General features: G+C 61.2%; 23 protein-coding genes. 13 read left to right on the top strand and 10 right to left on the bottom strand.

Annotated elements, in window-relative coordinates:
• The first annotated feature begins 42 nt into the window (after positions 1 to 42).
• From HDE77_RS14595 to HDE77_RS20570, 8 genes are all read left to right on the top strand, one after another.
• Positions 43 to 4,443 (top strand): transporter substrate-binding domain-containing protein, encoded by a 4,401-nt coding sequence (locus HDE77_RS14595; protein ID WP_184418384.1) that lies wholly within the window; start codon positions 43 to 45, stop codon positions 4,441 to 4,443.
• A 398-nt stretch (positions 4,444 to 4,841) separates the two neighbouring features.
• The gene (locus HDE77_RS14590; protein ID WP_255482741.1) at positions 4,842 to 6,383 is read left to right on the top strand and encodes a multicopper oxidase domain-containing protein; all 1,542 of its coding nucleotides are present in this window, start codon (positions 4,842 to 4,844) and stop codon (positions 6,381 to 6,383) included.
• 441 nt (positions 6,384 to 6,824) lie between these two features.
• Positions 6,825 to 8,846: an alkaline phosphatase family protein gene (locus HDE77_RS14585; protein ID WP_184418382.1), complete on the top strand. Its 2,022-nt coding sequence runs from the start codon at positions 6,825 to 6,827 to the stop codon at positions 8,844 to 8,846.
• Between the two features lie 114 nt (positions 8,847 to 8,960).
• On the top strand, positions 8,961 to 9,437 hold the full coding sequence (locus tag HDE77_RS14580; protein WP_184418380.1) for a hypothetical protein: 477 nt from the start codon (positions 8,961 to 8,963) through the stop codon (positions 9,435 to 9,437).
• A 388-nt stretch (positions 9,438 to 9,825) separates the two neighbouring features.
• Positions 9,826 to 10,407, top strand: a complete 582-nt coding sequence (locus HDE77_RS14575; RefSeq protein ID WP_184418378.1) for a DUF308 domain-containing protein — start codon at positions 9,826 to 9,828, stop codon at positions 10,405 to 10,407.
• A 296-nt stretch (positions 10,408 to 10,703) separates the two neighbouring features.
• Positions 10,704 to 11,378: a 2'-5' RNA ligase family protein gene (locus HDE77_RS14570; protein WP_184418376.1), complete on the top strand. Its 675-nt coding sequence runs from the start codon at positions 10,704 to 10,706 to the stop codon at positions 11,376 to 11,378.
• A 155-nt stretch (positions 11,379 to 11,533) separates the two neighbouring features.
• Positions 11,534 to 11,911, top strand: a complete 378-nt coding sequence (locus HDE77_RS20575; RefSeq protein ID WP_255482740.1) for a hypothetical protein — start codon at positions 11,534 to 11,536, stop codon at positions 11,909 to 11,911.
• Positions 11,912 to 11,930: 19 nt separating this feature from the next.
• Positions 11,931 to 12,149 carry a hypothetical protein gene (locus HDE77_RS20570; protein ID WP_255482739.1) on the top strand — a complete coding sequence of 73 codons (219 nt, stop codon included), beginning with the start codon at positions 11,931 to 11,933 and terminating at the stop codon, positions 12,147 to 12,149.
• Positions 12,150 to 12,233: 84 nt separating this feature from the next.
• On the opposite strand, the gene HDE77_RS14560 is transcribed toward HDE77_RS20570, so the two are convergent.
• The gene (locus HDE77_RS14560; protein ID WP_184418374.1) at positions 12,234 to 13,094 is read right to left on the bottom strand and encodes an alpha/beta hydrolase; all 861 of its coding nucleotides are present in this window, start codon (positions 13,092 to 13,094) and stop codon (positions 12,234 to 12,236) included.
• A gap of 320 nt (positions 13,095 to 13,414) precedes the next feature.
• Here HDE77_RS14560 and HDE77_RS14555 point away from each other — a divergent pair, with 320 nt between their 5' ends.
• Positions 13,415 to 14,476 carry a GlxA family transcriptional regulator gene (locus tag HDE77_RS14555; protein ID WP_184418372.1) on the top strand — a complete coding sequence of 354 codons (1,062 nt, stop codon included), beginning with the start codon at positions 13,415 to 13,417 and terminating at the stop codon, positions 14,474 to 14,476.
• Between the two features lie 34 nt (positions 14,477 to 14,510).
• Here the strand turns inward: HDE77_RS14555 and HDE77_RS14550 are convergent, their stop codons facing one another.
• From HDE77_RS14550 to HDE77_RS14535, 4 genes are all read right to left on the bottom strand, one after another.
• A complete protein-coding gene (locus tag HDE77_RS14550) occupies positions 14,511 to 16,001 on the bottom strand; it encodes a glycine betaine ABC transporter substrate-binding protein (protein WP_184418370.1) in 1,491 nt (496 codons plus the stop codon).
• Entirely contained in the window at positions 15,998 to 16,768 is a 771-nt protein-coding gene (locus HDE77_RS14545; RefSeq protein ID WP_255482738.1) for an ATP-binding cassette domain-containing protein, read from the bottom strand. Before HDE77_RS14545 ends, HDE77_RS14550 begins: the two co-directional genes overlap by 4 nt.
• 188 nt (positions 16,769 to 16,956) lie before the next feature.
• On the bottom strand, positions 16,957 to 17,721 hold the full coding sequence (locus HDE77_RS14540) for a DUF72 domain-containing protein (protein ID WP_184418366.1): 765 nt from the start codon (positions 17,719 to 17,721) through the stop codon (positions 16,957 to 16,959).
• A 73-nt stretch (positions 17,722 to 17,794) separates the two neighbouring features.
• Positions 17,795 to 18,160 carry a VOC family protein gene (locus tag HDE77_RS14535; protein ID WP_184418364.1) on the bottom strand — a complete coding sequence of 122 codons (366 nt, stop codon included), beginning with the start codon at positions 18,158 to 18,160 and terminating at the stop codon, positions 17,795 to 17,797.
• Positions 18,161 to 18,297: 137 nt separating this feature from the next.
• Between HDE77_RS14535 and HDE77_RS14530 the strand changes: the two genes are divergently transcribed.
• The gene (locus HDE77_RS14530) at positions 18,298 to 18,642 is read left to right on the top strand and encodes a zinc ribbon domain-containing protein YjdM (RefSeq protein WP_184418362.1); all 345 of its coding nucleotides are present in this window, start codon (positions 18,298 to 18,300) and stop codon (positions 18,640 to 18,642) included.
• A gap of 119 nt (positions 18,643 to 18,761) precedes the next feature.
• Positions 18,762 to 19,919, top strand: coding sequence for an acyltransferase (locus tag HDE77_RS14525; protein WP_184418360.1), 1,158 nt, complete (start codon positions 18,762 to 18,764; stop codon positions 19,917 to 19,919).
• A gap of 89 nt (positions 19,920 to 20,008) precedes the next feature.
• Here the strand turns inward: HDE77_RS14525 and HDE77_RS14520 are convergent, their stop codons facing one another.
• From HDE77_RS14520 to HDE77_RS14505, 4 genes are all read right to left on the bottom strand, one after another.
• A complete protein-coding gene (locus HDE77_RS14520) occupies positions 20,009 to 21,226 on the bottom strand; it encodes a YXWGXW repeat-containing protein (RefSeq protein WP_184418358.1) in 1,218 nt (405 codons plus the stop codon).
• 347 nt (positions 21,227 to 21,573) lie between these two features.
• Complete coding sequence (locus HDE77_RS14515; protein WP_343206124.1) at positions 21,574 to 23,157, bottom strand: phospholipase D family protein; 1,584 nt, start codon at positions 23,155 to 23,157, stop codon at positions 21,574 to 21,576.
• A 267-nt stretch (positions 23,158 to 23,424) separates the two neighbouring features.
• A complete protein-coding gene (locus HDE77_RS14510; RefSeq protein ID WP_184418356.1) occupies positions 23,425 to 23,808 on the bottom strand; it encodes a DUF202 domain-containing protein in 384 nt (127 codons plus the stop codon).
• A 6-nt stretch (positions 23,809 to 23,814) separates the two neighbouring features.
• Positions 23,815 to 24,291: a hypothetical protein gene (locus HDE77_RS14505; protein ID WP_184418354.1), complete on the bottom strand. Its 477-nt coding sequence runs from the start codon at positions 24,289 to 24,291 to the stop codon at positions 23,815 to 23,817.
• A 233-nt stretch (positions 24,292 to 24,524) separates the two neighbouring features.
• Here HDE77_RS14505 and HDE77_RS14500 point away from each other — a divergent pair, with 233 nt between their 5' ends.
• Entirely contained in the window at positions 24,525 to 25,058 is a 534-nt protein-coding gene (locus tag HDE77_RS14500; protein ID WP_184418352.1) for a PepSY domain-containing protein, read from the top strand.
• A gap of 30 nt (positions 25,059 to 25,088) precedes the next feature.
• Here HDE77_RS14500 and HDE77_RS14495 read toward each other — a convergent pair whose 3' ends face one another.
• Entirely contained in the window at positions 25,089 to 25,586 is a 498-nt protein-coding gene (locus HDE77_RS14495; RefSeq protein ID WP_184418349.1) for a hypothetical protein, read from the bottom strand.
• Between the two features lie 257 nt (positions 25,587 to 25,843).
• Here HDE77_RS14495 and HDE77_RS14490 point away from each other — a divergent pair, with 257 nt between their 5' ends.
• Entirely contained in the window at positions 25,844 to 26,968 is a 1,125-nt protein-coding gene (locus HDE77_RS14490; protein WP_184418347.1) for an FAD-dependent monooxygenase, read from the top strand.
• The last annotated feature ends 5 nt before the right edge of the window (positions 26,969 to 26,973 follow it).

Genomic DNA, 26,973 nt, shown 5'->3' with positions numbered 1-26,973 from the left:
GCTGGGTCTCTCCCTCTGCCCATTGTGATGCTCAGGCGACACATGAACCCGAAGATTACCGTTCATTCCATCGTCCCACCGGCTTTCAGGGCCTGTGGGCGAGAAGGTCAATCGCGGCGGTTGTCCGGCCCGCGCGTGTTCTGTGTTGCAATCGTCTTGCTCTGTCTCGTGTTCACGGTGGCGCGGGCACAAGAAGGTCGCGCCGTTGAACTCACCCCCGAGGAATTGACCTGGCGCAACGAGCACCCTGTCGTCAATGTCGGTGTGTTCAGTGGCGATCATCTGCCTGCCGAAACCTGGGTAGCTGGGCGTCCGGAAGGGTTGGGCGTCGACTACGCCAGCTTGCTGGCCGGGCGCGTTGGGCTGAGGCTGGAGTTCCATCCCTATGCAGATTGGGCGGCGGTGGCGTATGCCGACCCGGCCCAGCCAGCAACCTACGATTTGCTGCTTGGGCAACTGGCGACCCAGGACGGCCGTGCCCGATTCGACTTTCTGCAGCCCTATGAGGCAGCTCGCCTGATCCTGGTCGCCCGCAAAGGCGATGTGCAAATTCGCAATGCGGGCGATCTTGACCATGCACGTATTGCCATCGAGCGATCTTTCCACGCCATTGTCTCCATCTTGTCAGCCCGGTTTCCGCGGGCGACGCTGGTCTTTGCTGTCGACGGGCGTCAGGCGATGGAGATGGTGGCCGCGGGTCAGGCCGATGCCTATATCGGCACAAGCGCCTCGCGAACACAGTCATTGCTGAGCCAGCGCGACACCGACGACCTCAAGATGTTGTCACCGCTGGACACCCCTCCGATCGATATGGGGCTGGCCGTGCCACGCGATCGAAGCATGCTGCTGCAGTTGCTGCGCAAGGCCGAGACGACGGTGACGCCGCAGGAGCTCGCCCAGCTGCGTTCGCGTTGGGGCTTGCTGGACAGTGTGAGCGCACCACTACCGCTCGCTGCTGGCCTGAGCGAGCAGGAGCGCGCCTGGTTGAGCACGCTGCAACCGCTGCGCCTGGGGTTTGAAGTCGATCGGCATCCGTATACGTTCATCAATGGTGAGGGCAGGTTCGATGGTCTGGCGGCGGACTATGTCGGGATCCTGCAACACGAACTCGGGCTGCGTCTGCAATTTGTTCCCGCCGAGGACCTGAGCAGCCTGCAACGCATGGTGCGTGCGAGGGAGGTTGACATGGTGGCAGCCACCATGCCGGAAGACTTCAGCAGCCACGACATCATCCTGAGCCGCCCCTATGCGCACTTTCCCGAAGTGATCGTGGCGAGGCTGCACGGTCCACCGATCGCCGGTCCCGAAGATCTCGCCGGGCGTTCGGTCGCCGTGCGCGAGGAGGCCGGCCTGCTGCCACGATTGAAGATGCTGCTGCCGCATAGCAACCTGCTGCCGGTGGGAAGCAATGAGGCGGGTCTGCAACTGGTCGCTTCGCGCAAAGCCGACGCCTATATCGGCACGTTGCCGGCGATCGATCCGCTGATTCGTGATCGCTATGCGGCAACGCTGCGGGTGGTGGGTCCGGCTGGCGTGGATCAAGACTTCACGATGGGCATCAATAGCGAATACGCGAAGCTGATGCCGTTGATTGATCGCGTGCTCGCCAACGTGACGGAGGCAAAGAGTCAGAGCATTCGCAGTCGCTGGTTGACCAGCGAGTACCGATATGGAGTGCCCTTGTCATGGGTTATGGCAGGCCTCCTCATCTCGGCGTTGGTGCTTGGATTCATCGGCTTTGCTTATTCGCGACTGCGCCTCCTCATGCGTGCGCGTGCCATCGCCGAGCGCGAGCTGGCGGCGCAACTGGCCTTCCAGCAGGCGCTGCTCGAGACGATCCCCTATCCAGTCTTTGTAAAGGATGCCGAAGGCCGATATCTCGCCATAAACCATGCGTACGAGGCGATGTTCGGCTGTTCGCGCGCCGACCTGATCGGCCATACGCCGGCGCAGACCCGGCACGTGCAGGGGATCGATGCCGAGGCCATGCGTGAGGTTGATCTGGGGGTGCTGAGCAGCGGCCACACCCTTCGCCGGGAGCTGCGCCTAAGCTTGGCCAACCGTGATGGCGAAGCACGGGATGTGCTGCTCTGGCTGCACCCCTTTTCGACGGGGCCGGGTGAACGCGCCTGCCTGCTGGGAGCGCTGGTGGACGTGAGTGACATCCGCGATGCCGAGGCCCGCGCGCGTGCCTCGGAACAACGCTTGATCGACACCAACGACAGCTTGCCCGGCGTCATCCTGCGAACTTACATCGACAAGAATGGCAGTCGCAGCTATGCCCACGTCAGCGGACAGACTGCAGCATTGTTCGGCATGACCCATCAGCAGATTCTCAGTGGCGCCGCCCTTCCGCTGGATGCGGCACTCCCTGAAGATCAGCCGCAGGTCCTGCAAGTCATCCAGACGATGATTGACAGTAGGGCCGCCGGCATCTCGGAATTTCGTACGCGCGTCCAAGGGAAGATCCGCTGGATACGTGCTTCTGGCGGCGTGCCGCGCGCCGAGGCGGATGGCGGTTTGTCGTGGAGCGTCTATTGCGATGACGTCAGCGTCGAGAAGGAGCAGGCGAATGCGTTGACCGAGGCCAAGGCGATCGCCGAAGCTGCCGTCGCGTCGAAGAGTGTGTTCCTGGCGATGATGAGTCATGAGATCCGCACGCCGATGGCCGGTGTGCTGGGGCTGGTCGAGCTATTGGCGCAGACCCGGCTCGATCGCGAGCAGGAACACATGCTTGGCATGGTGCAGGATTCGGCAGGGGCACTGCTGCAGATCCTCGACGATGTCCTGGATTTTTCGCGCATCGAGTCGGGACGACTGGAGCTCGAAGCGCGTCCATTCGACCTGCGCGCACTGGCCGACGGCGTGGTCGGACTGTTCGCTGCACTGGCACATGAAAAAGGCGTCCGTCTCTATTCGCCCATGGACTGGCGACTGGCGGGCGAATATATCGGGGATGCTGTACGTATACGCCAGGTCATCACCAATCTACTCAGCAATGCGTTGAAGTTCACCGAGAAAGGACACGTTGAATTACGCATCGAATTGCTGGGCGAGGAATCGGTCGGGCAGCGGCTACGTATTTCCGTCATTGATACGGGCATCGGTATATCGGCCGAACAGCTTAGCCGGCTATTCCAGCCATTCACGCAAGCCGAAGCATCGACCACTCGACGCTTCGGCGGCACCGGGCTCGGCCTGACCATCTGCCATCGGCTGGCGACGTTGATGGGCGGCGAGATCCGTCTGGTCAGTTCACCCGGGCTGGGCACACAGGCGATGTTCCAGTTTACGTTGCCGGTGGCTCGCGCTTTGCAAACGCGGACAACCATTACCGGGAAAACAGTGCTTCTGTGTACGCACGACCCGATGCTCGAGCGGGAGCTATCAAACACACTTTCAGCGTTGGGCCTGAATCTGGTCGAGGCCGATCCCGAAGATCTCATCGACTTCGATGCGAATGACATTGACCTGTTTGTCGTCGATACCGACATCGTGAAGGCTGGGTTGCTGCCTGCGGGCGCGCGCTGCATACGGCTGGTGGATTCGCCCGATCCTCGTGGGTTCTCGGTCGAAGAGGACAGCGTCATCCTGTGCGGCAACCCCTTGCTCTGGCGATCTGCGGTGGACGCCTGCCATGCAGCGCTGGGCTTGGCGATGCCCGAATCCAGGGAGAGCCTGCCTATCGAATCGGCGCAATACGACGCACGCATTCTCGTCGCCGAAGATCATCCCATCGGTCGCGCGGTCATCTCGCGCCAGCTGGTACGTCTTGGCTATGCACATGTGGTGGTCGGCGACGGAGAGCAGGCCCTGGCTGCGATGGTCGAGGGCAACTACGACTTGTTGATTACTGACTGTCATATGCCCATCCTTGACGGCTATGCATTGACGCAGCGCATTCGAATCGCCGAGCTCGAAGGCGAGAAACATCTCCCGATCATCGCTTTGTCGGCCAGTGCATTGCCCGAACAGGTTCAGCGTTGCCAGGATGCCGGCATGGATGACTTTCTGGCCAAACCGGTCCAGCTGGATGAGCTGCGAGCCAAATTGGCCGTCTATCTGCAACCGGCGTCACATCAGCAGACGCCGCCGGCGTCGTCTCATGCCAGGTCGCATGCTAGTCAGCTTTCCCAGCTGACGGATCTGTTTGGCTCGGCCAAAAGGGTGCAGGAAGTGCTGTGGGGGCTACTGGATACCAGTCGACAGGATATGGCCGATCTGGATAAGGCGGTTCTGGCTGGAGACATGCAGAAGCAACGAGACCTGGTGCATCGTATCGACGGTTCACTGTGCATGCTTGGCGATGGTTGGGGCCGGATCGATGCAACACGGGATGATGTGGTCCAGCAACGAATCGCGCTGCTGTGCCGGATTGACGCACTGGAAACGTTTGTGCGCGAGATGGAGAAGGGTAGCTTGAGTGATGACGTGCGAGCCTGATTCTCAGGCTGCGTGAATCACGGCTCGCGCCAGTTAGCCAAGTGGAAGCTGGTATTGGGCGGGCTGACCTCTGATCGTTCCACTCCGGTACCGTCAGCAGCGCACTCCTTACTGGGGCCAGGCCGAAAAGTGAGCCTGGTCTTCCTTTTGCGCCATGCTGCCATGGACCGCAACATGCCTGTCATCTGGATTGCCTAGGGTGGCCAGATGACAAACGCAATTCATCCTTGCGGGCGGCATGCCGCCTGCTGCCGTAGCGGCGCCACGCCGAATCAAGCCGACCAGAGCTGCCGGCTGTGACGGTCTCACGTCGTCGTTTTCTGTGCGGGGCTGGCAGCCTGATCGGAGCGTATGCGCTCACAGATGCGCTGCGTCTGGCGTCGGCGAGCACGATGCCGATGGCCATGCCCACGCGCATGGCGATGCCGACACTGGCAGCACCCAAGGTACCGTTGCTCAATCCGACGTCGCTGACCCGCTTTGTCGATCCACTGCCGGTGCCGCCGATCGCGCGTGCCGCCGGAAAGCGCTCACACCCCGCTTATCCCGGGCAGATGTTGCCGTACTACCGGATGGAAATGCGCGCGTTCAATGCACGCCTGCACCGTGACCTTCCGCCGACGACATTGTGGGGATATGACGGTCTTTCACCGGGCCCGACGTTCGAGACCGTGCGTGGCGAACCCCTGCTGGTCGAATGGGTCAATGCGTTGCCGACACGGCACTTCCTGCCGATCGATCACAACCTGCATGGCGCTGAGGCGTCAAAGCCCGCCGTGCGGGCCGTGACGCATGTTCATGGCGCACGCGTGCCCGCAGGCAGCGACGGTTGGCCGGAGGATTGGTACGTTTCCGGCCATTCGGCACTCTCTCATTATCCCGGCGCGCAGGATGCGGCCACGCTGTGGTATCACGATCATGCGATGGGTATCACCCGGCTCAATATGTATGCCGGGTTGTTCGGCGCCTTCATCGTTCGCGACGCCGATGAACAGGCGCTTGGCCTGCCATCGGGCGATTTCGATCTGCCGCTGATCCTGTGTGATCGTCTGATCGCGAAAGACGGCCAGCTCTACTACCCGGTTTCGGACGATCCGTCGGCACCATGGGTATCGGAATGCCGTGGCAATGCCGTGTTGTGCAACGGCAAACTCTTTCCTTATCTTGAGGTCGAGCCGCGGCGCTATCGGCTGCGTCTGATCAATGTGGCCAATACGAGCTTCTTCGATCTCTCCCTGTCAAATGGACGTCCATTCCAACAGATCGGCAGCGACCAGGGGCTGCTGACCGCTCCGTTGGAGCGCTCGCGCATCGAGCTGTATCCGGCCGAGCGTGCTGACGTGATTGTGGATTTCAGTGGCATGGACGGGCAGGCGATCCAGCTGCGCCAGCAGTCCGAGGCGATTCTGGAATTTCGCGTGCGCGACCGGGGGCGTCCCGATACCTCGATACTTCCGGCAACCCTGCGGCCGGTGCCGCGCATCGACCCCGCCAGCGCAGTGCGCGATCGCATGCTGACGCTGGGCGAGCAGGACGATGCCGGCGGCAATCCCATGATGATGTTGCTCGGCGGCAAGATGTGGTCGGATCCGATCACCGAAAATCCGCGGCAGAACAGCATCGAGACCTGGAGCTTTGTCAACATCACCGGCGACTCGCATCCCATCCATCTGCACCTGGTGCGCTTTCAGGTGATCGATCGGCGACCGTTCGACCTGTTCGCGTGGAACGCCCACCGCGTCGTCAAATACACCGGCCCCGCGCAACCACCGCCGTTGCATGAGGCGGGCTGGAAGGACACCGTGCGCGCCGATCCCGGCATGGTCACGCGCATAGCGATGCGGTTCGAGGGCGAGCCCGGGCGCTACGTGTGGCATTGCCACTACCTCGAGCATGAAGACAACGAAATGATGCGTCCGTATCAGCTGCTGCCGGCTTAGGGAGTTCGCGCCGGGCGATGACTGCCCTGCTGCCGTTGCCTGGAAGCAGGGCACGGCTGTTGCGCGCTTCGCGTACAAGATCAAAAGCTTCACCCCCTCCCAACCTCCCCCTGCAAGCAGGGGGAGGGGCAAAGAGCTGCAGATGTGCTCCCTCCCCTGCTTGCAGGGGAGGGTTGGGGTGGGGTCGCTCTTCGCGATGAGCATCATCCACAGGCGCTCGGCTCTGCCTCGCCCATTTCACCTTTGTGAGCCAGCGCACAGGATCCAGCGTTGTCGCAGCACTGTCACGCTGGGCTGGCTCGCTGTCGTGTCCTTGCCAACGTTGCGTCATCTGTGCGGACCAGACTGCCGGTGGTCTGCAGGACCCAGTCGCTTGCAGGCCAAGAATCAGGGGGAACACTCGATTGCAGCCTTCACAGGATTTCTGCAGGAGATTCAATCATGTCCAAAGAAATAATCCGTTCGCGATTTAGATCGATCGCCATCGGCGTGCTCGCTGCCGGACTTGCCGGCGTCGTGAGCGCCCAGAGCAGCACACCACCCGACAAGGACGCCACCTTCCGCCAGAACCTGCCGACCGCCGGCACCCATAGTCGCAACACACCGCCCGGTGGCATTGTCGTGTTGCACAATCCCGGCATCGGCGACGACCGCAGCGGCAACACGCGTACTCCGATCAAGCATGTGATTCTGCTGATTGGCGAGAACCGCACTTTCGACCACGTTTTTGCCACCTATACGCCGCCGGCGGGGCAGAGCGTGCACAACCTGTTGTCGGAAGGCATCGTCAACGCGGATGGTACGCCGGGCCCGAATGTTGCTGCGGCACGCCAGTGGCAGGCGTCGAACACCAGCACCTTCGCGGTTGCCCCCAAGCACACCACGCCGTATGCGCTCTTGCCCTCAATGAACACGGGCGGCGCGCCGACGCAGGCGTTTTTCTCGTCGGCCGCAGAAGCGCAGGCCATCGAACCGGCGTTGCCGACAGCTAACTATGTGCAGCTCGCCGAGGGCGGCACCGGTCTGCCGAACGACGTCGTCGATACACGCTTCCCCATCCAGTTGGCCAATGCGCCGGTCGATATGCATGCTTCGATCAGCTACAACGATTACGCCAACAGCCCGGTGCATCGCTTCTTCCAGATGTGGCAGCAGCTCGACTGCAGTGCCCAGGCGGCTACGCGAAAGAATCCGAGCGGCTGCCGCAACGATCTGTTCCCGTGGGTAGAGACCACCATTGGTGCCGGCAACGACGGCAAAGCGCAACCGGCCGGCTTTACCGACCAGAGCACGGGCGAGGGCGCAACCTCGATGCAGTTCCTCAACATCGCCAAGGGCGACGCACCGTACCTTGCGGAGCTTGCCCGGACCTATGCTCTGAGCGACAACTTCCACCAGTCGGTGATGGGTGGCACGGGTGCCAATCACATCATGCTCGGCTTCGGCAGCCCGATCTATTACGCCGACGGGCAGGGCAATCCGGCGGTGCCGCCGACCAACCAGATCGAAAATCCGAACACCCAGCTGGGTACCAACAACTGGTACGTGCAGGATGGCTACGGCGGCGGGTCCTACGTCAACTGCGCAGACGAGACGCAGCCGGGCGTAGCCTCGGTGAAAGGCTACTTGCGTTCGCTGCCGTACCGCACTTTCCGCGGCACGGATTGCAAATCGGGTGCGTACTATCTGGTGAACAACTACAACCCGGGCTACCTGGGTGACGGCACACCCGCACCGCTGGGCGCTGAGCAGTTCACCATTCCGCCCACTACGCAGGACAATCTCGCGCTATTGCTCAATCGGCATCACGTGAGCTGGAAGTATTACGGCGAAGGCTGGGGCAACGGCCAGGAGAACGGCGAGGCCGGCACGTTCTGCAACATCTGCGATCCGTTCCTGTACTCCACCCAGGTCATGACCAATCCGGAGCTGCGCGGCAACAACCAAGATATCAATAATCTCTACAACGATATCCAGAACAACACGCTGCCGGCCGTCTCGATTGCCAAGCCCGACGGACTTCTGGACGGCCACCCGGCCTCGTCCAAGCTCGAGCTCTTCGAAGGCTACGTGCAGAAGATCGTCGAGATGGCACAGGCCAATCCGCAGGTGTGGAGCGACACGGTCATCATGGTGACGTTCGACGAGGGCGGCGGTTACTGGGATTCGGGTTATGTGCAGCCGATCGACTTCTTCGGCGACGGTACGCGCATCCCGCTGCTGGTGGTCTCGCAGTTCTCGCAGGGCGGTCACGTCGTGCACACCTACTACGATCATGTGTCCTTCGACAAATTCGTCGAAGCCAACTGGGGTCTGGACGAGACGATCTCGGCGCGTAGCCGCGACAATCTGCCCAATCCGGTTGCGCAGTCGGACAACCCGTATGTGCCGGTCAATTCGCCAGCCATCGGCAATCTGATGGACATGTTCAATTTTAGAAACACCGCCGCAACGAAGGATTGATCGTCTCGCGGATCTTGCCCTGCCTGCTGATGCAGGCAGGGCATTCGTGTGTCTGCGCCTTACGCATCGCGCTGACACCGGTTTCGATCTCGAATCGCCAGGAGTGTTCCAGTCATGAACAAGCCCATCCAGAATGCCCGGCGACTATGCTGCGGCCCCTTATTTCGTCGCAGTATCGCCTTCGCGCTGTTCATCGCCGTCGGCTTGGGCGGCTCGACCGCGCATGCTGATCCCGGTGATTTTCAGGCGATGCCCGGTTTGTGGAAAACCGTTGTGATCACGGTCAGTCACGGTCAGCCAGGCCAGCCATCCATCCGCTGGCATTGTGTACATGAAGGTGCCGATCCCTGGCTCGCGTTCGCCGACCTGTCTGTTCCTGAAGCGCACTGCCAGCGCAGCAACCAGCATCGCAGCAGCACGGCGCTTGCCTGGTCGGAGAGCTGTTCTGCGCACCCATCGCTGAGTGGCCACGGCCGCGTGGACTTCGATTCGGCCGAGCACTACACCGCCAGCATCGAATTGCAGGGCCATGGCGAGGTCGTGCGCGTCGAAGGCAAGCGCTACGCTGCCTGCACCGACCCTACCGACTAACCTTGCTTGCGGGGCAAAGGGTTAGCGTCGTTCATCTGGTTGGCCGCGATACCGGGGTCTCTGGCGTCTTCAATGATGCCCCCTGGTCGCGTCGAGCCCAATCTCCGGATGGCTCGGGACGTCGATCGCGCGCATCGAGACTTTTTGCTACCTCTGCGTTTTGCAGGAGAGCTCGATCGCTTATTGCGAACTGAGTTTAAGACAAATCTCATAGATCGTTTGCGCTGCGTTTGGCTACGCTCGACCCGCAGCAACAGCCGCGAGTCCAAGCATGCTTCATTTGTAATTTCCCTAACCTCGGAGAGCTAAAAACACTGCGCTGACCATTTGCTTGTTTAGACCTGCGGGTCGTTCAAGATGGATCAATGACAATGACAAGGAGCTAGATATGTCGACCCCCAACCATGGTTTTTCTGGTACTTCGTGCAGTAATCCCTACAACGTGAAAAAAGCAGCAATCTCCGGTATCCGTGTATGGCTTGGGTTGGGTGGTCTACTCTCGCTGGTGCTGGGAATTCTGGTGATTGCCTGGCCGATCGCAGCGCTTGGCGTTGTCTCAATTCTGTTCGGGATCTACTTCCTCGCGATCGGCCTTATCCGTCTCTTCGTCGGTATCTTTGCCGATGGGATCGGCGCGGGCCGGCGAATACTCAATATCGCGCTCGGCCTCTTTGTTCTCGCGCTCGGCATCGTTTCGTTCAAGAACCAGGAACTCTCGATTGCATTCCTCGGGGCACTCATCGGTATGGTCTGGATCGTTGAAGGTATTGCGGCGATTACCGAGTCGGCCGACAGTTCCTCCCGCTGGCCTGGCGTCGTCTTTGGCGTGATCTACATTTTCTCTGGCCTGGTCGTGCTGTGCGTCCCGCTCGGCTCGATGATGGCGCTGACGATATGGGGTGGATCGTTCCTGATTTTCGCGGGAGTCATGCAGGTTGTCCGAGCGTTTACCTTTGGTCGCGCGATCTAGAGACCGGTCAAGCTTGCATTGCTTGTATGTATAGGGGGGCTGGGCAATCCAGGCTCTTCCTTATTGCCACACTTCCAGGTCGCGATGCCGGCGCCGGCGCACCCGACCAAGGCAACTCGGGGGCACCGGATCTGCTGCGCAGAAGTTCGAGCGCCCTCCCGTGATCGCAAGAACTTGTTGGGCAGGCGGTCGACAGCCAACGATCACAACGCATCTGGGACAGACCGGTCACGCACTGTACGATGGGGCCGGGGAAATATTGCTGTCACACGCAACCGCTCGAGGAAGAGATGGCCTTGGAGTCGCGCACCAATTCGAGCTCGTTACATGGTCACAAGCCTGCCGCGGGCACCCATTTCTTTTTCGCCCTGAAGCCCGACGACAAGGCCACGGTCGAGATAGCTCGGGTTTGCGAGCGCTTTCGCAAGTCGCACCGGCTGATCGGTTCGCCGGTCGACGCCGATGAGTTCCATCTGACGCTGGTCGACATGGGCAGGCCTGAAGGATTGCAGCAGCCAGTGGAAAGTGCGCTGGTTGCCGCGGCCGAGAGTGTAAGCGCCAAGGGCTTCGAGGTGTCACTGGATGCGGCCGTGCGCCTCAGTGCCGCCAAGGACGGCAACTTTCCTTTCGTGTTGTGCGCGGACAACACCTCCAGCGGCTGGGCGATGAAGCTGCGCGTCGCGATTGCTGAAGCTCAACGCCGCTTCGGGCTGCAAGTGCTGGGCGTTTCGAACTACCTGCCACACGTCACGCTGCTACGTGGCAATGCGATCGATACGGTCGCGGAGTCAATGCCCCCCATTCGCTGGGACGCGCACGAATTCGTGTTGATACGCAGCTTCTTCGGGCAGTCAAGGCATGAGGTGATAGGTCGCTGGCCGCTGGCCAGCGACCGTCCGGAGCCGGTGGCATTCGACTGGCCTGTCGAGTTCGATTTGCCTACCGACTTCGACCTGCCTGCCGACGACTGACACGTCTGTGTGGACCCATGGGTCCTCGTGCACACTCGCACAACGATCCCGGACCATACTTCGGCGAGCAGCTGTGTGTGTAGCCGTTGGTTGCCGTCGCCAATGACGACCACCGTAGACAACGTTGTCAGTTTCATGTCTTGCCAATAGCCAAGGTGGACAGGCGCTATATGGTCGGTGTGGATTTCGACATCGAGGGTGGTCAGACGCAAGCGCAAATCAACAACCTCGTGACCTATGCCGCCTACGCCCACACCCTGTATCCGAACTTGCGCTGCTCGTTCACGCTGGCGACGCTGGGTGCGTCGGACGGCAGCTACGGCGGGCTCAACGGGCTGGGCGACATGGTGGTCAAGGCAATCCAGAGCGCGCATCTGACCAACTACACCATCAACCTCATGGCGATGCACTTTGGCTCGGCCAGCACGAGTGTCTGCGTCGTGTCGGGCGGCAAGTGCAATATGGGGCAGTCGGCCATCCAGGCGGCGCTGAACCTGGAGCCACACCTACGGCGTTGCGGCCAGCCAGATTGAACTGACTCCGATGATCGGCATGAACGACGTCACCAGCGAGGTTTTCTCCACGACCGATGTGGATACCGTAACCAACTACGCGGTGGCCAATGGTCTGGCTGGTGTGCACTTCTGGTCGCTCGATCGCGACACGCCATGTTCGGGCAACGTCACCTACGCATCGGCGACCTGCAATTCGGTCAGCGGAAGTACGGCATTGCAGTACACCAACCGCTTCCTGCAGGATCTTGGCAGGTAAGCATCGTGGGCAGGCGGGTTGAACAGAACGTTCGACCCGCCTCCAGCCATCCAACAGCAGGGCAGTTTAAGCCGTCGCGTAGAACTAGCTCGCCTTGATGAATGCCAATAGATCCGCGTTTATGAGCTCTGCATGCGTTGTGGGCATGCCATGTGGCAATCCAGGATATGACTTTAGTGTCCCGTGCTTCAGGAGCTTCACCGACCTGGCTCCGGTGGTTAGAAAGGGACAGATCTGGTCGTCCTCGCCGTGCATTACCAGGACGGGGACATCGATCAACTTGAGATCTTCATAGAACTCGGTTTCGGAGAGCACTCTGACGCATTCGTACTGGGCCAAAATGCTGCCCATCATGCCTTGGCGCCACCAGTTCTGCCTGATCCCTTCGGAAACCACCGCTCCCGGGCGATTGAATCCGTAGAAGGGAATAGTGATGTCCTGGTAAAACTGTGAGCGATGGTTCGCGGTCCCATCTCGAATACTGTCGACGACTTCCTTCGGGACGCCATCGGGGTTCTTATCCGTCTTCATGAAAAGCGGAGGGATCGCACTGATCAGTACCGCCTTCGCTACCCGCCCTTTGCCGTGGCGCGCGACATAGCGGGTCACCTCACCGCCGCCGGTGGAGTGGCCAATGTGAATCGCGTCCTTGAGATCCAGCGCCGCGACGACAGCGGCGACGTCGGCCACATAGGTGTCCATATCGTGGCCTTTGTCGGTCTGCGTCGAACGCCCGTGACCGCGACGATCGTGCGCGATGACCCGATACCCTTGCCCCAGGAAAAACATCATCTGGGTATCCCAATCGTCTGCGCTCAATGGCCAGCCATGGTGGAAAAATAGCGGCTGACCCGTCCCCCAGTCCTTGAAAAAGATCTGTGTGCCATCGCTGACCGTGACAAATGAATTATCGGCACCCTTCGTGTCACCGAACTGCTTAGTCATGTCATTGCCCTTCTTAAGTGAGATGGATACAACGCTGAGGAGTGTCAGCTGGGGTGGTGTCTCCCGTGCGAACGACCGACCTTCGGCGCACCAGGTTTGAGCGAGGGGTTCACTGCGAGGACGTCGTGGAGCGCTAAGACGCCCAAGTAGCCAAACACCGGTACGGGGTCGCAGGATCCTCGGGTGACCGTCGGTCAAGCAGGTGGGGCGGCCGCAGTCGGGCACGCCCATCCGATCGGCGAAGTACGCAGCTCCAAACCCTCTTTCACAGCGTATTCTTGGCAAAGGCGACGCGACAATGGGCAAATCGGACAAAAGCCATGGCCAAAACGGCGCTCCACTCTATGCCAGGCATCGAGGTGGGACTGGTCTGTGATGCAGGTACTTCACTGGCGGGTATCCACGGCCTGACTGATCTGTTCACTTACGCGGGCGAAATGGCCGCGAAGCGGCAAAAAGGGGATGGGCCGCCTCCGGTCCGTATCGTCCATTGGCGGTGGGACGACGGTGAAGGCGATGTCACTAGCGCCAGCGATAGTTTTCCTGGCCGACCACATGCACCGAAAGTCCTGATCATTCCGGGCAATCTTCGCGCGACCCAGCAGAGCCTGAAGGCGAGCCCTCTTATCCCTTGGCTACGCCAGCGACATGCAGATGGCGTCGCGATCGCAGCGGTGTGTGGCGGCGTCTTCCTGCTCGCAGAGACGGGGCTGCTGGCGGGGCGCCAGGCCACAACGCACTGGGCTCTCAGCGATCAATTTACCGCCCGCTTTCCAGAGGTGCTCATGGAAAGCGATCACATGGTGATCGACTACGGTGACGTGGTCACTGCTGGCGGCGTGTTGGCCTGGGCGGATCTTGGACTCCGACTGACAGAGCGATTTCTTGGTCCCACCATCATGCTTGAAACCGCACGCTACATGCTTGTGGATCCTCCGGGGCGCGAGCAGAGGTACTACAGCGACTTCAACCCCAAAACACAACATGGTGATGCAGTGATCTTGAAAGTTCAGCATTGGCTCTGGACACAACGCGAGTGTCCTATATCCGTTGCGGACATTGCCAATTACGCTTGCCTCGAGCCGAGGACTTTGCTGCGTCGCTTCACCAAGGCGACAGGCATTAAGCCAAGCGAGTACCAGCAAAGGTTGCGGATCAACAGAGCAAAAGAAATGCTGGAATTTTCGCAAAGAAGCATAGACGACATTGCTTCAAGCATTGGATACGGCGACGCAGGGAGATTCCGTCGTGTATTTCACAAGATTATGGGACTGACGCCTTCCGACTATCGGCGGCGGTTCTCTAGATTCGCGCGGAAGGAGTGCGCCGTTGCGGTCGACGGCGAGCCCTCAATACCTCGAGTAGCGAACATACAGGGATAGTAAGAGTTGGCTCAGGATGATTTCGCACTCGCACTCACTGTCGCGCCTCAATCCGCAACCCGCGCGGCGTCAGCCATCGCTCGATCCCCTCGAACAGGCCTTGCACCAGCAGCGCCAGCACGGCGGCGGGTACGGCGCCTTCCAGGATAAGGCCGATATCGTCCAGGCGGATACCGGTGAGAATCGGCTGGCCATAGCCGCCAGCACCGATCAAGGCGGCCAGCGTGGCCGTGCCGACATTGATTACGGCGGCGGTCTTGATGCCGGCCAGGATCGAACGCGTGGCCAGCGGCAGTTCCACCCGATATAGACGTACGCTGCGCGGCAGCCCCTGTGCGGCGGCCGACTCGAGCAGCTCCGGTGCAATACCGACCAGACCTGCGTGCGTGTTGCGCACAATCGGCAGCAGGCTATAGAGAAACAGCGCAGCTACCGCCGGCCACGTGCCGATGCCGAACAGCGGAATCATGAAGACGAACATCGCCAGCGAAGGTACGGTCTGCAGGATGCCGGTGAGGCCGATCACCAGTTGGCCGAGTCGCTTCAGATGTGCGGCCAGGATCCCCAGCGGGATCGCCAACAGCACCGCCAGCCCGAGTGAGAGAGCCACCAATTTGATGTGCTCGATGCTGCGTTGAAGCAGCCGCGACCAGAAGCCGGAGTCGTCACGCTGCGCCCGGATGCCGAGAAAATTGGCGACCACCATGTTCTCGTTCTCGCCCTGCAGCTTCACCTTTGCGTTCATCTGCTGCATCGCGCTTTGGTCGATGCGTCCTGCGAGTTTCCGCAGTGCGCCGACGAAGGCTGGCGCGCTTTGCTCCAGCGGCAGGCGATACAGGTATACCGCTTCGTAGCGCGGAAAATAATGCCGGTCGTCGTCCAGTGTGCGCAGGTGGTAGTAGGGAATCTCCGCATCGGTGCTGTACAGATCGATGGCGTCCACCGCGCCGCTCGCCACCGCGCGATACGCCAGGGTGTGATCCAGCCCGCGCACCTGCGTCTGTGTCAGGCCATAACGATCGCGCAGGCCAGGCCAGCCATCTTCGCGATCCATGAACTCGTTGGAAAAACCGAAACGCAGGTCGGTGTGTGCGAGCAGATCGGAAATGCTGTGCACGCCAAGACTCGCCGCACGATCCTCCCGCATGCCGATCGCGTAGGTGTTGTTGAAGCCGAGCGAATCGGTGATGCCGATGCCGAGCGGCTGCAGCCGGGCGCGCAGCGTGGGGATGTCGGCATCGGGCGAAACGTTCTTGAGAAGTTCGTGGGTGAGGGTGCCGGTATATTCGGCATAGACGTCTATATCGCCGTGCAGCAGCGCCGTCCACAGGATGCTGGTGCCGCCAAGCTCACGTTGATGCACGGCCTGGATGCCCGCTTCGCGAGCGGTTTCACGTGCCAGTTCGCCCAGGATGACGGATTCGGTGAACTGCTTGGAGCCGATCCGTACGGGCTCGGCCGACACCCCTATGGGCAACAGCAGGAACAGACACAGGGCGCCCAGCGTGCGCCATGCCGCGGTCATGGCGATGCCTCCGGCAAGTGGCGCTGTGCCTCGACGAAACGGGTCACAAACGGATCAGCCGGGCGCTTCCGCAGGTCTTCAAGCCGGCCGTCCTGCACTACCTTGCCTTTGCGCATCAGCACGAGGCGTTTGGCGAACCAGGCGGCTTCTGCCAGGTCATGGGTCACCACGATCACGGTCTTTCCGAGCTGGTCGAAGATCAGCTTGAGCTGGTCCTGCAGTTCATGGCGTACGAGCGGGTCGAGTGCGCCCAGCGGTTCGTCCAGCAGCAGCGCATCGGGATCCGGCATCAGGCCGCGCATCAAGGCAACGCGTTGGCGCTGGCCACCGGAAAGTTCGGCTGGGTAGCGCTCCAGCACATCCCCGGGCAAGTGGGTAAGCGCAGCAAGCTCTTCGGCGCGCTGGCGAATGCGTTCGGCGCTCCAGCCAAGGTGGCGTGGCAACAGTGCCAGGTTGCCCAGTGCGGTCAGATGCGGGAACAGACCGCCATCCTGGATCACATAGCCCACGCGCCGACGCAGTGCCAACAGCCGGGAGCGCTCGAGCACATGGCCGTCGGCCTTGACGCATCCGTGGTCGGGCCACTCCAGCCCCAGCAGCAGTCGCAGTACGCTGGATTTACCCGAACCACTGCTGCCGATCAACGCGGTAGTGGAGCCGGTGGCAAAGTCCAGGTTGATGTCGTCCAGCGCCACCACGTTGCCATAGCGCTTGCTGGCATGCTCGAGGGCGAAGGCGCTGCGTGGTACTGCGTCAGCATCGGACAAGGCGTGCTCCATCGCTGTAGATCATGGCTTGGTGCTGCCCCGAATGGCCCCTGTCGATAGCCGAGCCGCCAGGTGACTGGCTCGCTTGCGCCTTGGTTTTGGACTTTACCGCAAGGCTGGTACTTGCGGCCATGTTGCAACTACATGCATGGGGCTTGGTGGGCTGGATGCCTCCGTCTTGGGAGCCGTCATCCCGGGCTCGCTCGTGATCCGCGACCATGCCTGCGTGGCCGGCTGAGCTCGACCAGAGCGAGCGCATTCGCGGTTGCCTGACCCAGTGCCGTGTTATCGAAAATGCACCAGCGCGCGTCGGTTCGTGAGTCGGGCCGCAGGAGGCGTCTGGAAATACCCTCCAATACGTTGTCCGGATACGCGTCGTAATACATCCGCGGCGAACCATGCAGACGCAGGTACTGCATCGATCGGTCGCCTGCCGGCAACGCTGCACGCGGATGGCGCGCTGGATCTGCCGCAACACGAGCAATGCGCTGCGCTCGCAACGCACGGCCCGCGGGTCCGCTGAACCACGACGCGTGCCGTGGCTCGCAGGCCACTGGGCCACGATACATCTGCCGAAGCAAATCAAAAAACGGCAGCGCGATATCGGGGTCATACGCGAGGCTGGGCGGAAGCTGCAGCAAGAGGCAACCCAGTTTTTTGCCAAGCTCTTCCACCGGGGCGAGGAACGCATCGAGCAACGGCTGGCATGCTTTCAGTTTCGCCTGATGGCTGATCGTGCGCGGCACTTTTACCGCAAACCGAAAATCAGCCGGCACCGCGTCAGCCCATTTGCGATACGTCGCCGGCAAGTGCGGACGATAGAAGGACGAATTGATTTCCACCGCATTGAACACTTGCGCGTAGCGTTCCAGATGGCTGCCGTCTGTGGGAAAGTGGCACGCGCAAGCGGCGGGTATCGACCAGCCGGCGGTGCCTATGTAGAGGGAACCCATGAAGAGCGGAGGCGTCGCGGCTGGATGAGCGGCGGCAGGCGGCTGCGTTGATCCCACGAGCCCGCCGATCCGGTTAACCGGCGATTGTTTCGACGAAGGTCACGCGGTTGCCGTCCGGGTCGGTGACCGGCGCCACCCGTACGAAATGGGTGACCATCTGCGGCGGCGCCACGTCGATCTGCCGCTTGCGCAGATCTGCCAGGATGTCGTCGAGGTGCTCGACGAGGATGCCGACCGATGCCCAGCCCGAGCGATTCCGGTCATCGACAAACGCGTTCTTCGGCATGACCTGGATCGTCGCGCTGTCGGCAATCTGCCATTCCGCGCAGGAAGTACTCGGGCAATGGTCGGGCGCACGGCCAAACAGGCGCGCATACCACGCGCTGGAAGCGTCAAAGTCGCTTACCCCGACCGTGGCGAGAACCTGGCTTGCCTTCATGACCGATTCCCTGAGTTACGCGTGCTTCAGCAACGCCGACGCCGCTAAGGTGACTGCTCGCGCGTGAAGGGCGTGTGCGAAGAACGAGAAGAGCAGCTATATACTCGCCGGCCCAGCAGCTGCCGTAGAACCGTTCCGTGTCCGAGATCCCCGCTTGCCCGCTGTGCGCCATGGAAAATACCTATCCGGATGGCGATAACTACGTGTGCGCCGATTGTGGCCACGAGTGGCCCATGTCGGCGTCGGCGCAGGACGCCCATGCTGGTCTGGTGGTCAGGGACGTCAACGGCAATGTCCTGCACGGCGGCGACACCGTAGTGGTGATCAAGGACCTGAAGGTGAAGGGTTCGTCGATTCCGCTGAAGCAGGGCACCGTCATCAAAGGCATCCGTCTGGTCGATGGCGACGACGAGCATATCGAAGGCAACTCAGACAAGATCAAGGGGTTGGTGTTGAAGGTCTGTTTCCTCAAAAAGGCCTGATGCCTGTAGGGAAATGACGGTCGCGCTACGTCAGCGTCGCAGGCAGTGATGGGGCGCGATTCAAACTGATAAGGGGCTGGTGAGTCGCTGGCTCGCGTTGTGTCTTGATGGGGGAGACCATGAACCGTTTGCCGGGGTTGGACCTGCTGCGTGCTATAGCGATCGTCTGGGTGATGCTGTTTCACTCGTTTGTCATCGGTGGGCTGGGCGAGCGTTATGCGTGGCTGTCCGACTACGGCTGGATGGGCGTCGATCTGTTCTTCGTGCTCAGCGGTTATCTGATTGGATCGCAGTTGCTGAAGCCGCTGAGCCAGGGCCAGAGCGTGTCGTTCGGGGAGTTCTATCTGCGCCGAGCGTTTCGCATCTTGCCGGTCTTTCTGGTGGTGCTGGCGCTGTACTTCGGCGTGCCGGCCTTCCGTGAGAGACCCGGCATCCAGCCGCTATGGCAGTTCCTCACGTTCACCGTCAACTTGCTGATCGACTATGAGCACAACCAGGCGTTTTCCCACGCGTGGTCGCTATGCGTGGAGGAGCATTTCTACTTACTGTTTCCGTTGCTTGCGTGGTGGCTCACGCGACGACCGTCGATGGTGAAGTTCCTCGGCGTATGTGGCGTGGTCATTGTGCTGGGCATGGCCATCCGCGGTTGGGTCTGGCTCTACGACGTGGCGCCGGCTCGTGGGCTGGCTGGCGCGGGGCGCGGTTTTTCGCAGCGCTTCGTCGAGGATCTCTACTATCCGACCTATACGCGTCTCGATGGATTGCTGGCCGGCGTGGTGTTGGCGACGATCAAGGCGTTCCGGCCAATGCTGTGGTCGTGGCTGCAAGCCAGAGCGAATTTTCTGATGGTCACTGGCCTGGTAATGGTGGGCTGTGCGATCGAGCTGTTCCGGGATCGGACCGGTTTCATCCCCAGTGTGTTCGGCTATCCACTGCTGTCGGCGGGGCTTGCGTTGCTGGTGCTGGCCGGCGCCGGTACGCGCAGTTGGATTGGTAAACGGCGCGTGCCGGGAGCGGGCTGGATCGCGCTGATTTCCTACAGCCTCTACCTGATCCACAAACCGGTGTACCACATGGTGGACAGCGCTTTTGGGATGCAACTGCAGGGGCAGGGCATGCTCGCATTTCTCGCTTACGCGTCTGCCGCGCTGCTGGCCGGTGCGCTGCTGCACTATGTCGTGGAGCGACCGTTCCTGCGACTGCGTGAACGCATGGCGTTGCGGCAGTCAACGCGTGACGTTCCGCACGAAGCGGCGGTTGAACCGATGGCTTCATGATCTGATCGATTGCATGGGCCTCGATCAAATAAAAAGGCCAGATTGCTCTGGCCTTTTCGTTGTTTCAAGTTGCATACGTACGCGCGAAATCAGTGTTGCTGCGGCTTGTGCTCTCCCTGATTCTCGGCGTGGGCTGGCTGTCGCTGTTGTGGTTGCTGACGCGCCTGTGGTTGCTGACGCGCCTGTGGCTGCTGATGTGCCTGAGGCTGTTGATGTGCCTGTGGTTGTTGACGAGCCTGTGGCTGCGGACGTGCCTGTGCCTGCGGGCGAGACTGCTGGTTGGAATGCATCGCAGGTGCCGGGTGATAGGTCGAGGCCGACCGCGTGGATCCCTGTCGAGCGGACCCTTGATTTGCATTGCCCATGTGTGTGGGGCGCGCAGTCGCATGGCTGGTCTGCGCCGTCCGTTGGACGTTGTCGTTTCGCGGCGCATCGGTCGACGAGCGAACGTTGGCGGCGCGGGCTCCGGCCGGGCTGGTGCCAGCAGAATGTTGAGCAGTCAGGTTGCTGCGTGATGCAGCGGGATCGTTCACTCCCGCAGTGCGTGCGTTGGGTGTATTTGACCTGGCCGCTTCCGCGCCCACTGCCGAATTCGCACCACGTGCGCCCACCACGCCGCTGCCACTGAAAGCTCCCGGTCGCTGGGTGGCGGCAATCGCCGGTGTGCCATGGTTTACCGAAGCGCGCATGGCGGTGTTCTGGCTGGCCATGTGCACCTGTTGCTGCTGTGCCGACACAGGTTCCACGTGCCGATCATGCACAGCCAACTGCTCCTGCGCTGAAGGTCGTGCGTTCAAACCGCCCCGGCCACCGTTGAAGCTGACGCGGTTGATCGTGGTGTTGTTGATGACCGTCCGGTTGTAGTTGAACGAGCCATGGTTCCAGTAGCCGCCCGAATAACCTCTGCCGCCGTAGCCGAAGCCATAATTGATACCGCCATAGAAGCCGACGTGAGGACCCCAATAGCCCGTGTTGAAGACATAGAAGCCGTTGTTCCAGCCCCAGTATCCCGGTGTCCATAGCGCACCCGTATAAGGTGCAAGCACCCAGGTGCCAGGAACCCAGAAATACCCACCGTCGTTGGCATACGACCAGTAACCGGGTGTCCAGATGTAGCCGGGGCCGGGCACGTCGGGCTGGGCGTAGATCGGTAGCGGCGGCGGCGCGATGGCCACTGAGATGAATACCCCGGCGGACGACGAGAACGATATCGCCATCAAACAGGCTGCCGCCAGGCCCACGATCATGCGGCGCGGCAGGGGCAATCGCATCGCCAGCTGGCGATTCGTACGTTGGAGCAATTTCATGAGGGATCCCTTGGAGGCCGACGGTAAGGGTCTACGGTAGCTTGGCAGTAACGATTCGAACGACGATTGGCGCGGGTTATCGATTACTGTCTCAGTAGATAGTCGACAAGGTGTACCCGGGATAACCGGCTTTTCGCAGGCGCGGCTTCGGCGACCATGTCGCGCAACGCAAGTCCCTTGCGATTGAAGCCGCTCACCTCACAGCCCTTTACTGACGAAAGATCGATTCAGCGTTGCCATGCCTTCGCGCGCAACACCTCATGAAGCTGCAACTCTGATCAGAACACATGCAGTGTGTCGGGAAGGTGCAGGAAGGGTGATTGGGCAGGACTCTCCGGCCATTCCCCTTAGAGCATTCCCTCAATGGGCAGCAGCTTGAGGAACGAAACCTCCAGTCGGCGTTTCGCGGTGGCTTCCGGATCACGGTTATAGGTCACTGCCTTGCCGTTATCGCTCGTGCGCCATTGCATTTCTCCCGCCCGGGGCGAGCCTTGCGCGTTCAGCACTACGTCGTAGGCGTTAGCGGGCAGGATGGCCTCATCGAAAAACTCGGTCACCGCGTTCGCCAGCGGCGGAGAATCGACAATGATGCCCATCTCGGTGTTGAGCAATTTCGAGCGTTGATCCAGGTTCATCGAGCCGACGAACACCCACTGGTCATCCACCACGATGGCCTTGGCGTGCAGGCTGATGCCGGACGATCTTCCCCTCGCGGTCGTCGGTTGACTTGCACCAGGGGCCGGTCGCAATTCATGTAGCTGCACGCCGCCGTCGAGCAGCGCATACCGATAGCGCGAATACCCCGCATGCACTGCTGGCTCATCCGAGGAGGCCAGGGAATTCGTCAGTGCACTCACGCTGATGCCATGTGCAACGAGGCTAGTGAGATAACGCGTACCACTTTTGCCGGGAACGAAGTAAGGCGATATCAGCAACACGTTCTTCTGTGCCTGATCGAGCATCGACTTGATTTGCGGGCCGATGCGCAGTGAGGGGTCATCCGTCGTGGCATTGATCTTTTCCGGTTGGTCGGCGACCAGCTTGGCCGATCCCCAGAACCACGTGCCGGGGCGATCTGCCGTGGGGCCATCGGGAAGGGCGTCAAGTGTCGCTTGCGCATAGTCGGACTGCGCGAACGTGCGCGCGTCGCGAGTCAGGTCCACCCTGAGTTTCGCCAAGTCGTAGCCATTGGCGCGCTTGCCGCGGAAGGCGGTGACGGGGTACGCGTCATCGCTATTCCAGTATTCGTCAAACGCGTGCGATGCCTCTTTCACAACGGGTCCGATAGCGATCAGATCGAGGTCGCGGAAATTCGTATCACGGCCGGCGTCGAAATAGCCGTCGCCGATATTGCGACCGCCGACGACCGCCACGTTGCTGTCCACGATGTACGACTTGTTGTGCATGCGTCGGTTGAGTCGATGCGCATCGAACATGAATTGCGTCATCTTGGACAACATGGACGGGTCGCGCGTACTGAATGGATTGAACAATCGGACCTTGATGTTCGGATGTGCATTGAGCGCATCCAGCATGTCGATCTCGTTGTGCACATTGATATCATCGAGCAGGATGCGCACCCGTACACCACGGTCGGCCGCCGTCAACAGGCGTTGTGCCACCAGTCGCCCCGTCGCGTCGTTGTCGAAGATGTAGTACTGCAGATCGATGGAGTGTTGCGCATGATCGGCGAGAACGATGCGGCTCATCAGCGCATTGTTGTTGCTCGTGAGCAGTCGGAAGCCGGATTGATCCGGGTGCTGGTTTACCTCGGACTGTATGTAATGCCCGCTCGGCGTGCTGGTTGCCGGCGGTAACGCCTTCGAGGGTCGTTTGGCAAAGTCGGTGCGCATGGATGAGCAGGCGCCGAGCGCTAGCTCAAGCAAAGCCAGCGCGAGGATAATGCCTGCACGTCGATAAATCCGTTTCACTGCTTACCCGTCAACTTGAACCGAATCCAGATAGGTCGTTGCATCCCGCGCATCCGTGTCTGTGGAAGGTGTACGGCCAGCAACGCCGCCCGACGGTTGGACCCACTAAGGGGCGGAGGCATTCTCGTGCCTCATGTTGTGAAGATGACGCGATCCTGTCCCCCATAGCGGGTGATCGGCCCGCGGTCCCAGTGCCCGGCGATTCGGTCCGCGTGGGTAGTCAGCAGTTCTCAGCGCCGGTCGGCCGGCCCATGAGGCGGAACCGCTTCAACCCAGTGCGAGGACCTGTCGCGCAACATATATCACAAGAAACACCGCCATCAGGATCAGCATTCCGGTCATTACGCGTTCCAGCAGCGCGCCGCCGTAGCTGCAGTTGATGTCGCTGTCGATGAGCTTGCGATTGCGGTTGAAGCGATAGGTGGCGAGCAGTACCACGAACGCGCCGAACAGCAACAAGAGCAGGCCAAGCCACTCCGAGCCATGCAGGTGCAGCCCCGGTGTCGTGTGGCCGGTCACATGGCTGGCGTAGAAAAGAAGGATGTCGAAGCGCTCCAGCAGAAAGCCGAACGCCATGACGGTGATTGCAGTGCGCACCCACGCCAGGTAGGTGCGCTCGTTGGCGGCGTGATCGCTGAAACGTGGAATCACGATGAGTTAGCCAACCCGAGGCTGCTGGTCAGTGTTGTTGAAGAACGCATGCGCGCAATACGCCACAATCAGTCCAAACAGCAACATGGCGAGCATGTTCCAGGCGAATCCCACGGGGGTGAAGTGCGTCTTTGGCCAAGCGGCGGACAGCGGCCTGACCACGTAATTCATCACGAAAAAGACCACCACGCCATACGCTACGCCCCAGGTCGGCCAGTGCAGGGCCAGGCGGGGTAGCCGGCGCGCCGCAAACACGAAGATCGCTGCGATCAGCAAGGACATCGCCCATTGCAGAACAAGCCCCAGCACGGCGACCGACGCACCTCCGGCAAACGCTGGCTTGCCCAGCACGCCACTGGCGATGGCTTTGAGGATCACGACAGGACTGATCATGTTGATCAGCGCCGCGGCACCGATATCCAGGGTGCCGGCAATGAAACCGCCGTACAGGACGGCGGAAAGGTTGGCGTGACGTTTGCTCATCAGCGATCGCTCCGGTTGAGTGGCGTCGATATCCCTGCTTGCGGTGTCGCGGAACCGTCTCAGCGGCACTCTAGCGACTCCCCGAGCGCACCGCCATGGCTCCTATGGCACGGCTCCTGGAGGCTGGCGGGGAGCGGCCTGCGTCGTTGAATGCGCTGAAAACGTCCCTTGGCAGTTGGCGATATCCGCGCAAGCCATTACAGTCCGCGCTTTGCCAAATGAGAAAGATTCTCATGTCCACCGGTCACCGCTTGCTGAAATGGATTCGTCAGATCCACCTTTATCTGGGTGTGTTCACCGCCCCCATGCTGCTGTTTTTTGCGTTTACCGGAGGCATGCAGACCTTCAGCCTGCATGAAACGACGCGTGGCAGCAGCTATACGCCACCGGCGTGGCTGGCAACGCTGGCGCAACTGCACAAGAAGCAGACCACCGTGATGCCGCCGCGGCGGCCGCATCCGTCGGAAGTGGTTACGCCGGGCAAGGATTCCCCCGTTGCGGGAGCATCCGCGGCTGCGTCACCGGCGAACGCGGCAACCAATGCACGAACGACTCCAGCGTCCAGCGCGCCCGCCGACAACCCCGCTGCGAGGCCGAAAAAGAACCTCTTGCCGATGAAGCTGTTCTTTGCCTTGGTGGCTTTGAGCCTGATGCTGTCCACGCTGACCGGGCTCTACATGGCGTATCGCTTCACCCGCCATGGGATGCGCATCGCCCTGGTTCTGCTCGCCGGCATCATCGCGCCGTTGTTGCTGACGCTGGTCTGACGGAAGTGCCGAAATTCGACGTCCCCCTGCTCAAGTCAATGCGGTATGCGCTTTGAACGCCAGTGGAAATGCACCGGTGCTTTCGACGAAGGGTTTGGCCCGCGCCAGTTTCTCCCTGTCGCCGTCGAGGACGACCAGAATGCAGCCGGCGGCAATCTCTTCCTTGAACTTGCGGCTGATCGCATCATCGACGTCGAAGCCGACCAGCGCGCCGGTCCAGCAGCCCATCGCGGCGCCGGCGACCACCATGGCGCCGGCGCCAGCGAGCGTCAGGCCCAGCGGTGGTATGGCCACCGCAATCAGCCCGAGCAACAGGCCGCTGCCACCGCCGCAGGCAATGCCGCGCACGGCCGCCGGTGTAACGTCGTGGTGTTCCTTCAAACGATGTTCGGGAATTTTTTGCATTTCGATGTCTTCGCGGGCAACCAGCGAGATGTCTTTGTCATCAATGCCGGCCTCTCGCGCCGCGTCCATCGCGGCTTGCGCAACCAGCAAGTCAGGTGTGCAGAATACGCAACGGTGTTTCATGAAACACTCCTTCCGCGTTCGACGTTTTACCCCGCGGGGGCGGGCATGGCGCGGATATGAGGTTGCCGCGTCTTCGCGCCAGTTGTAAGCACAACTCTTGTTGTCGCGACGTCACTGCGGCGTGAGCCGATTGTTAATTGAAGCGCCACGAGCGGAGCGCCTTGGCCCAGCTTCGTTTGCGTAGGCATGATGATCTACATACTCGCTCGACGCGTACCTCAGGTAACGTAGGCTCACCGCCACTGGATGTCTGTCATATGGCTGCTTCCACCCCGGTACCGTTGATGATCGTCGGCGCCGGCCCCACGGGGCTGTCCGCTGCACTGTTTCTCGCTCGCCGCGGCGTGCCGGTGCGCATCATCGATGCCGCCATGCAGCCCACCACCACCTCGAAGGCCTTGTTGGTCAATCCGCGCTCGCTGGAGATGCTCAAGGAGAGCAGCGTGGCGGCGCGCATCATTGCCGAAGGTTGGGCAGTGAAGGGCATGGCGATGCATCGCGGAAATCGGGAGGTGGCGTCGGTCGACCTGCAGCATCAGATGCCGCAATTGCCCATCGGCCTCGCGCAGGCGCGCACCGAAGCGTTGCTCAACGACGCGCTCGAGGCATTCGGCATACATGTGGAACGCGGCCTGAGCCTGCAGGCGCTGCAGCAGGATGCGGAGCAGGTAACGCTAACCTTGCAGCAGGCCGATGGCAGCACGCAGATGGTGCAGGCACCGCTGGTCTTCGGTGCGGACGGTGCACGCAGCGTGGTGCGGCATGCGCTGGGTGTCGATTTTGCCGGCAGCGCCCTGCCCGAGCCATGGCTGTTGTGGGACGTGCGGCTGGATACGTCGCTGGATCCGCTGCGCGCGCATATCGGCTTGCAGCCGGACGGCTTCCTGTTCTTGATGCATCTGCAGGCGGGCATCTGGCGGGTGATCGGCAATGGCGCCGACCCGCTGGCACAGTTGCCGTGTGGCAGCGTGCCCGGCGAAGTGATGTGGCAATCGCAGTTTCATATCGCGCATCGGGTGGCCGGCAAGGCAAGCGTGGGCCGCGTCGCACTGGGTGGCGATGCAGCGCATATCCATTCGCCACTCGGCGCACGCGGCATGAATCTCGGGATTGAAGATGCGTACGTGTTCGCTGACTGTGCGTTCGATGCGCTGAATGGAAGTCTCGAACGAATGCAGGAATACGCCGAGCTGCGTCAGCCCGTGCATCGTGAGGTCGTGCGCAACATCGCCGCGCTGACGCGGTTGATGCGTGGGCGCCCGGCACCGTTGTGCTGGCTGCGCAATACCTTGATGCCCGAGCTTGTGAAAGTGGCACCGTTGCGCCATCGCTTGTTGCAGACAATGGCCGGCCTGGATCACCCGCTGCGCACGCGGCTTTGAGGGTG

Source organism: Rhodanobacter sp. MP7CTX1, assembly GCF_014205795.1.
Classification (GTDB): Bacteria; Pseudomonadota; Gammaproteobacteria; order Xanthomonadales; family Rhodanobacteraceae; genus Rhodanobacter.
The sequence above is the reverse complement of the archived record's forward strand: the minus strand, read 5'-3'. Positions and strand labels throughout refer to the sequence as shown.

Bases quoted from the DNA above. Each gene is read 5' to 3' on its own strand.
- HDE77_RS14595 (WP_184418384.1), top strand. From the start codon at position 43: ATGAACCCGAAGATTACCGTTCATTCCATCGTCCCACCGGCTTTCAGG.
- HDE77_RS14590 (WP_255482741.1), top strand. From the start codon at position 4,842: ATGGCCATGCCCACGCGCATGGCGATGCCGACACTGGCAGCACCCAAG.
- HDE77_RS14585 (WP_184418382.1), top strand. From the start codon at position 6,825: ATGTCCAAAGAAATAATCCGTTCGCGATTTAGATCGATCGCCATCGGC.
- HDE77_RS14580 (WP_184418380.1), top strand. From the start codon at position 8,961: ATGAACAAGCCCATCCAGAATGCCCGGCGACTATGCTGCGGCCCCTTA.
- HDE77_RS14575 (WP_184418378.1), top strand. From the start codon at position 9,826: ATGTCGACCCCCAACCATGGTTTTTCTGGTACTTCGTGCAGTAATCCC.
- HDE77_RS20570 (WP_255482739.1), top strand. From the start codon at position 11,931: ATGAACGACGTCACCAGCGAGGTTTTCTCCACGACCGATGTGGATACC.
- HDE77_RS14560 (WP_184418374.1), bottom strand. From the start codon at position 13,094: ATGACTAAGCAGTTCGGTGACACGAAGGGTGCCGATAATTCATTTGTC.
- HDE77_RS14555 (WP_184418372.1), top strand. From the start codon at position 13,415: ATGGCCAAAACGGCGCTCCACTCTATGCCAGGCATCGAGGTGGGACTG.
- HDE77_RS14550 (WP_184418370.1), bottom strand. From the start codon at position 16,001: ATGACCGCGGCATGGCGCACGCTGGGCGCCCTGTGTCTGTTCCTGCTG.
- HDE77_RS14540 (WP_184418366.1), bottom strand. From the start codon at position 17,721: ATGGGTTCCCTCTACATAGGCACCGCCGGCTGGTCGATACCCGCCGCT.
- HDE77_RS14535 (WP_184418364.1), bottom strand. From the start codon at position 18,160: ATGAAGGCAAGCCAGGTTCTCGCCACGGTCGGGGTAAGCGACTTTGAC.
- HDE77_RS14525 (WP_184418360.1), top strand. From the start codon at position 18,762: ATGAACCGTTTGCCGGGGTTGGACCTGCTGCGTGCTATAGCGATCGTC.
- HDE77_RS14520 (WP_184418358.1), bottom strand. From the start codon at position 21,226: ATGAAATTGCTCCAACGTACGAATCGCCAGCTGGCGATGCGATTGCCC.
- HDE77_RS14505 (WP_184418354.1), bottom strand. From the start codon at position 24,291: ATGAGCAAACGTCACGCCAACCTTTCCGCCGTCCTGTACGGCGGTTTC.
- HDE77_RS14500 (WP_184418352.1), top strand. From the start codon at position 24,525: ATGTCCACCGGTCACCGCTTGCTGAAATGGATTCGTCAGATCCACCTT.
- HDE77_RS14495 (WP_184418349.1), bottom strand. From the start codon at position 25,586: ATGAAACACCGTTGCGTATTCTGCACACCTGACTTGCTGGTTGCGCAA.
- HDE77_RS14490 (WP_184418347.1), top strand. From the start codon at position 25,844: ATGGCTGCTTCCACCCCGGTACCGTTGATGATCGTCGGCGCCGGCCCC.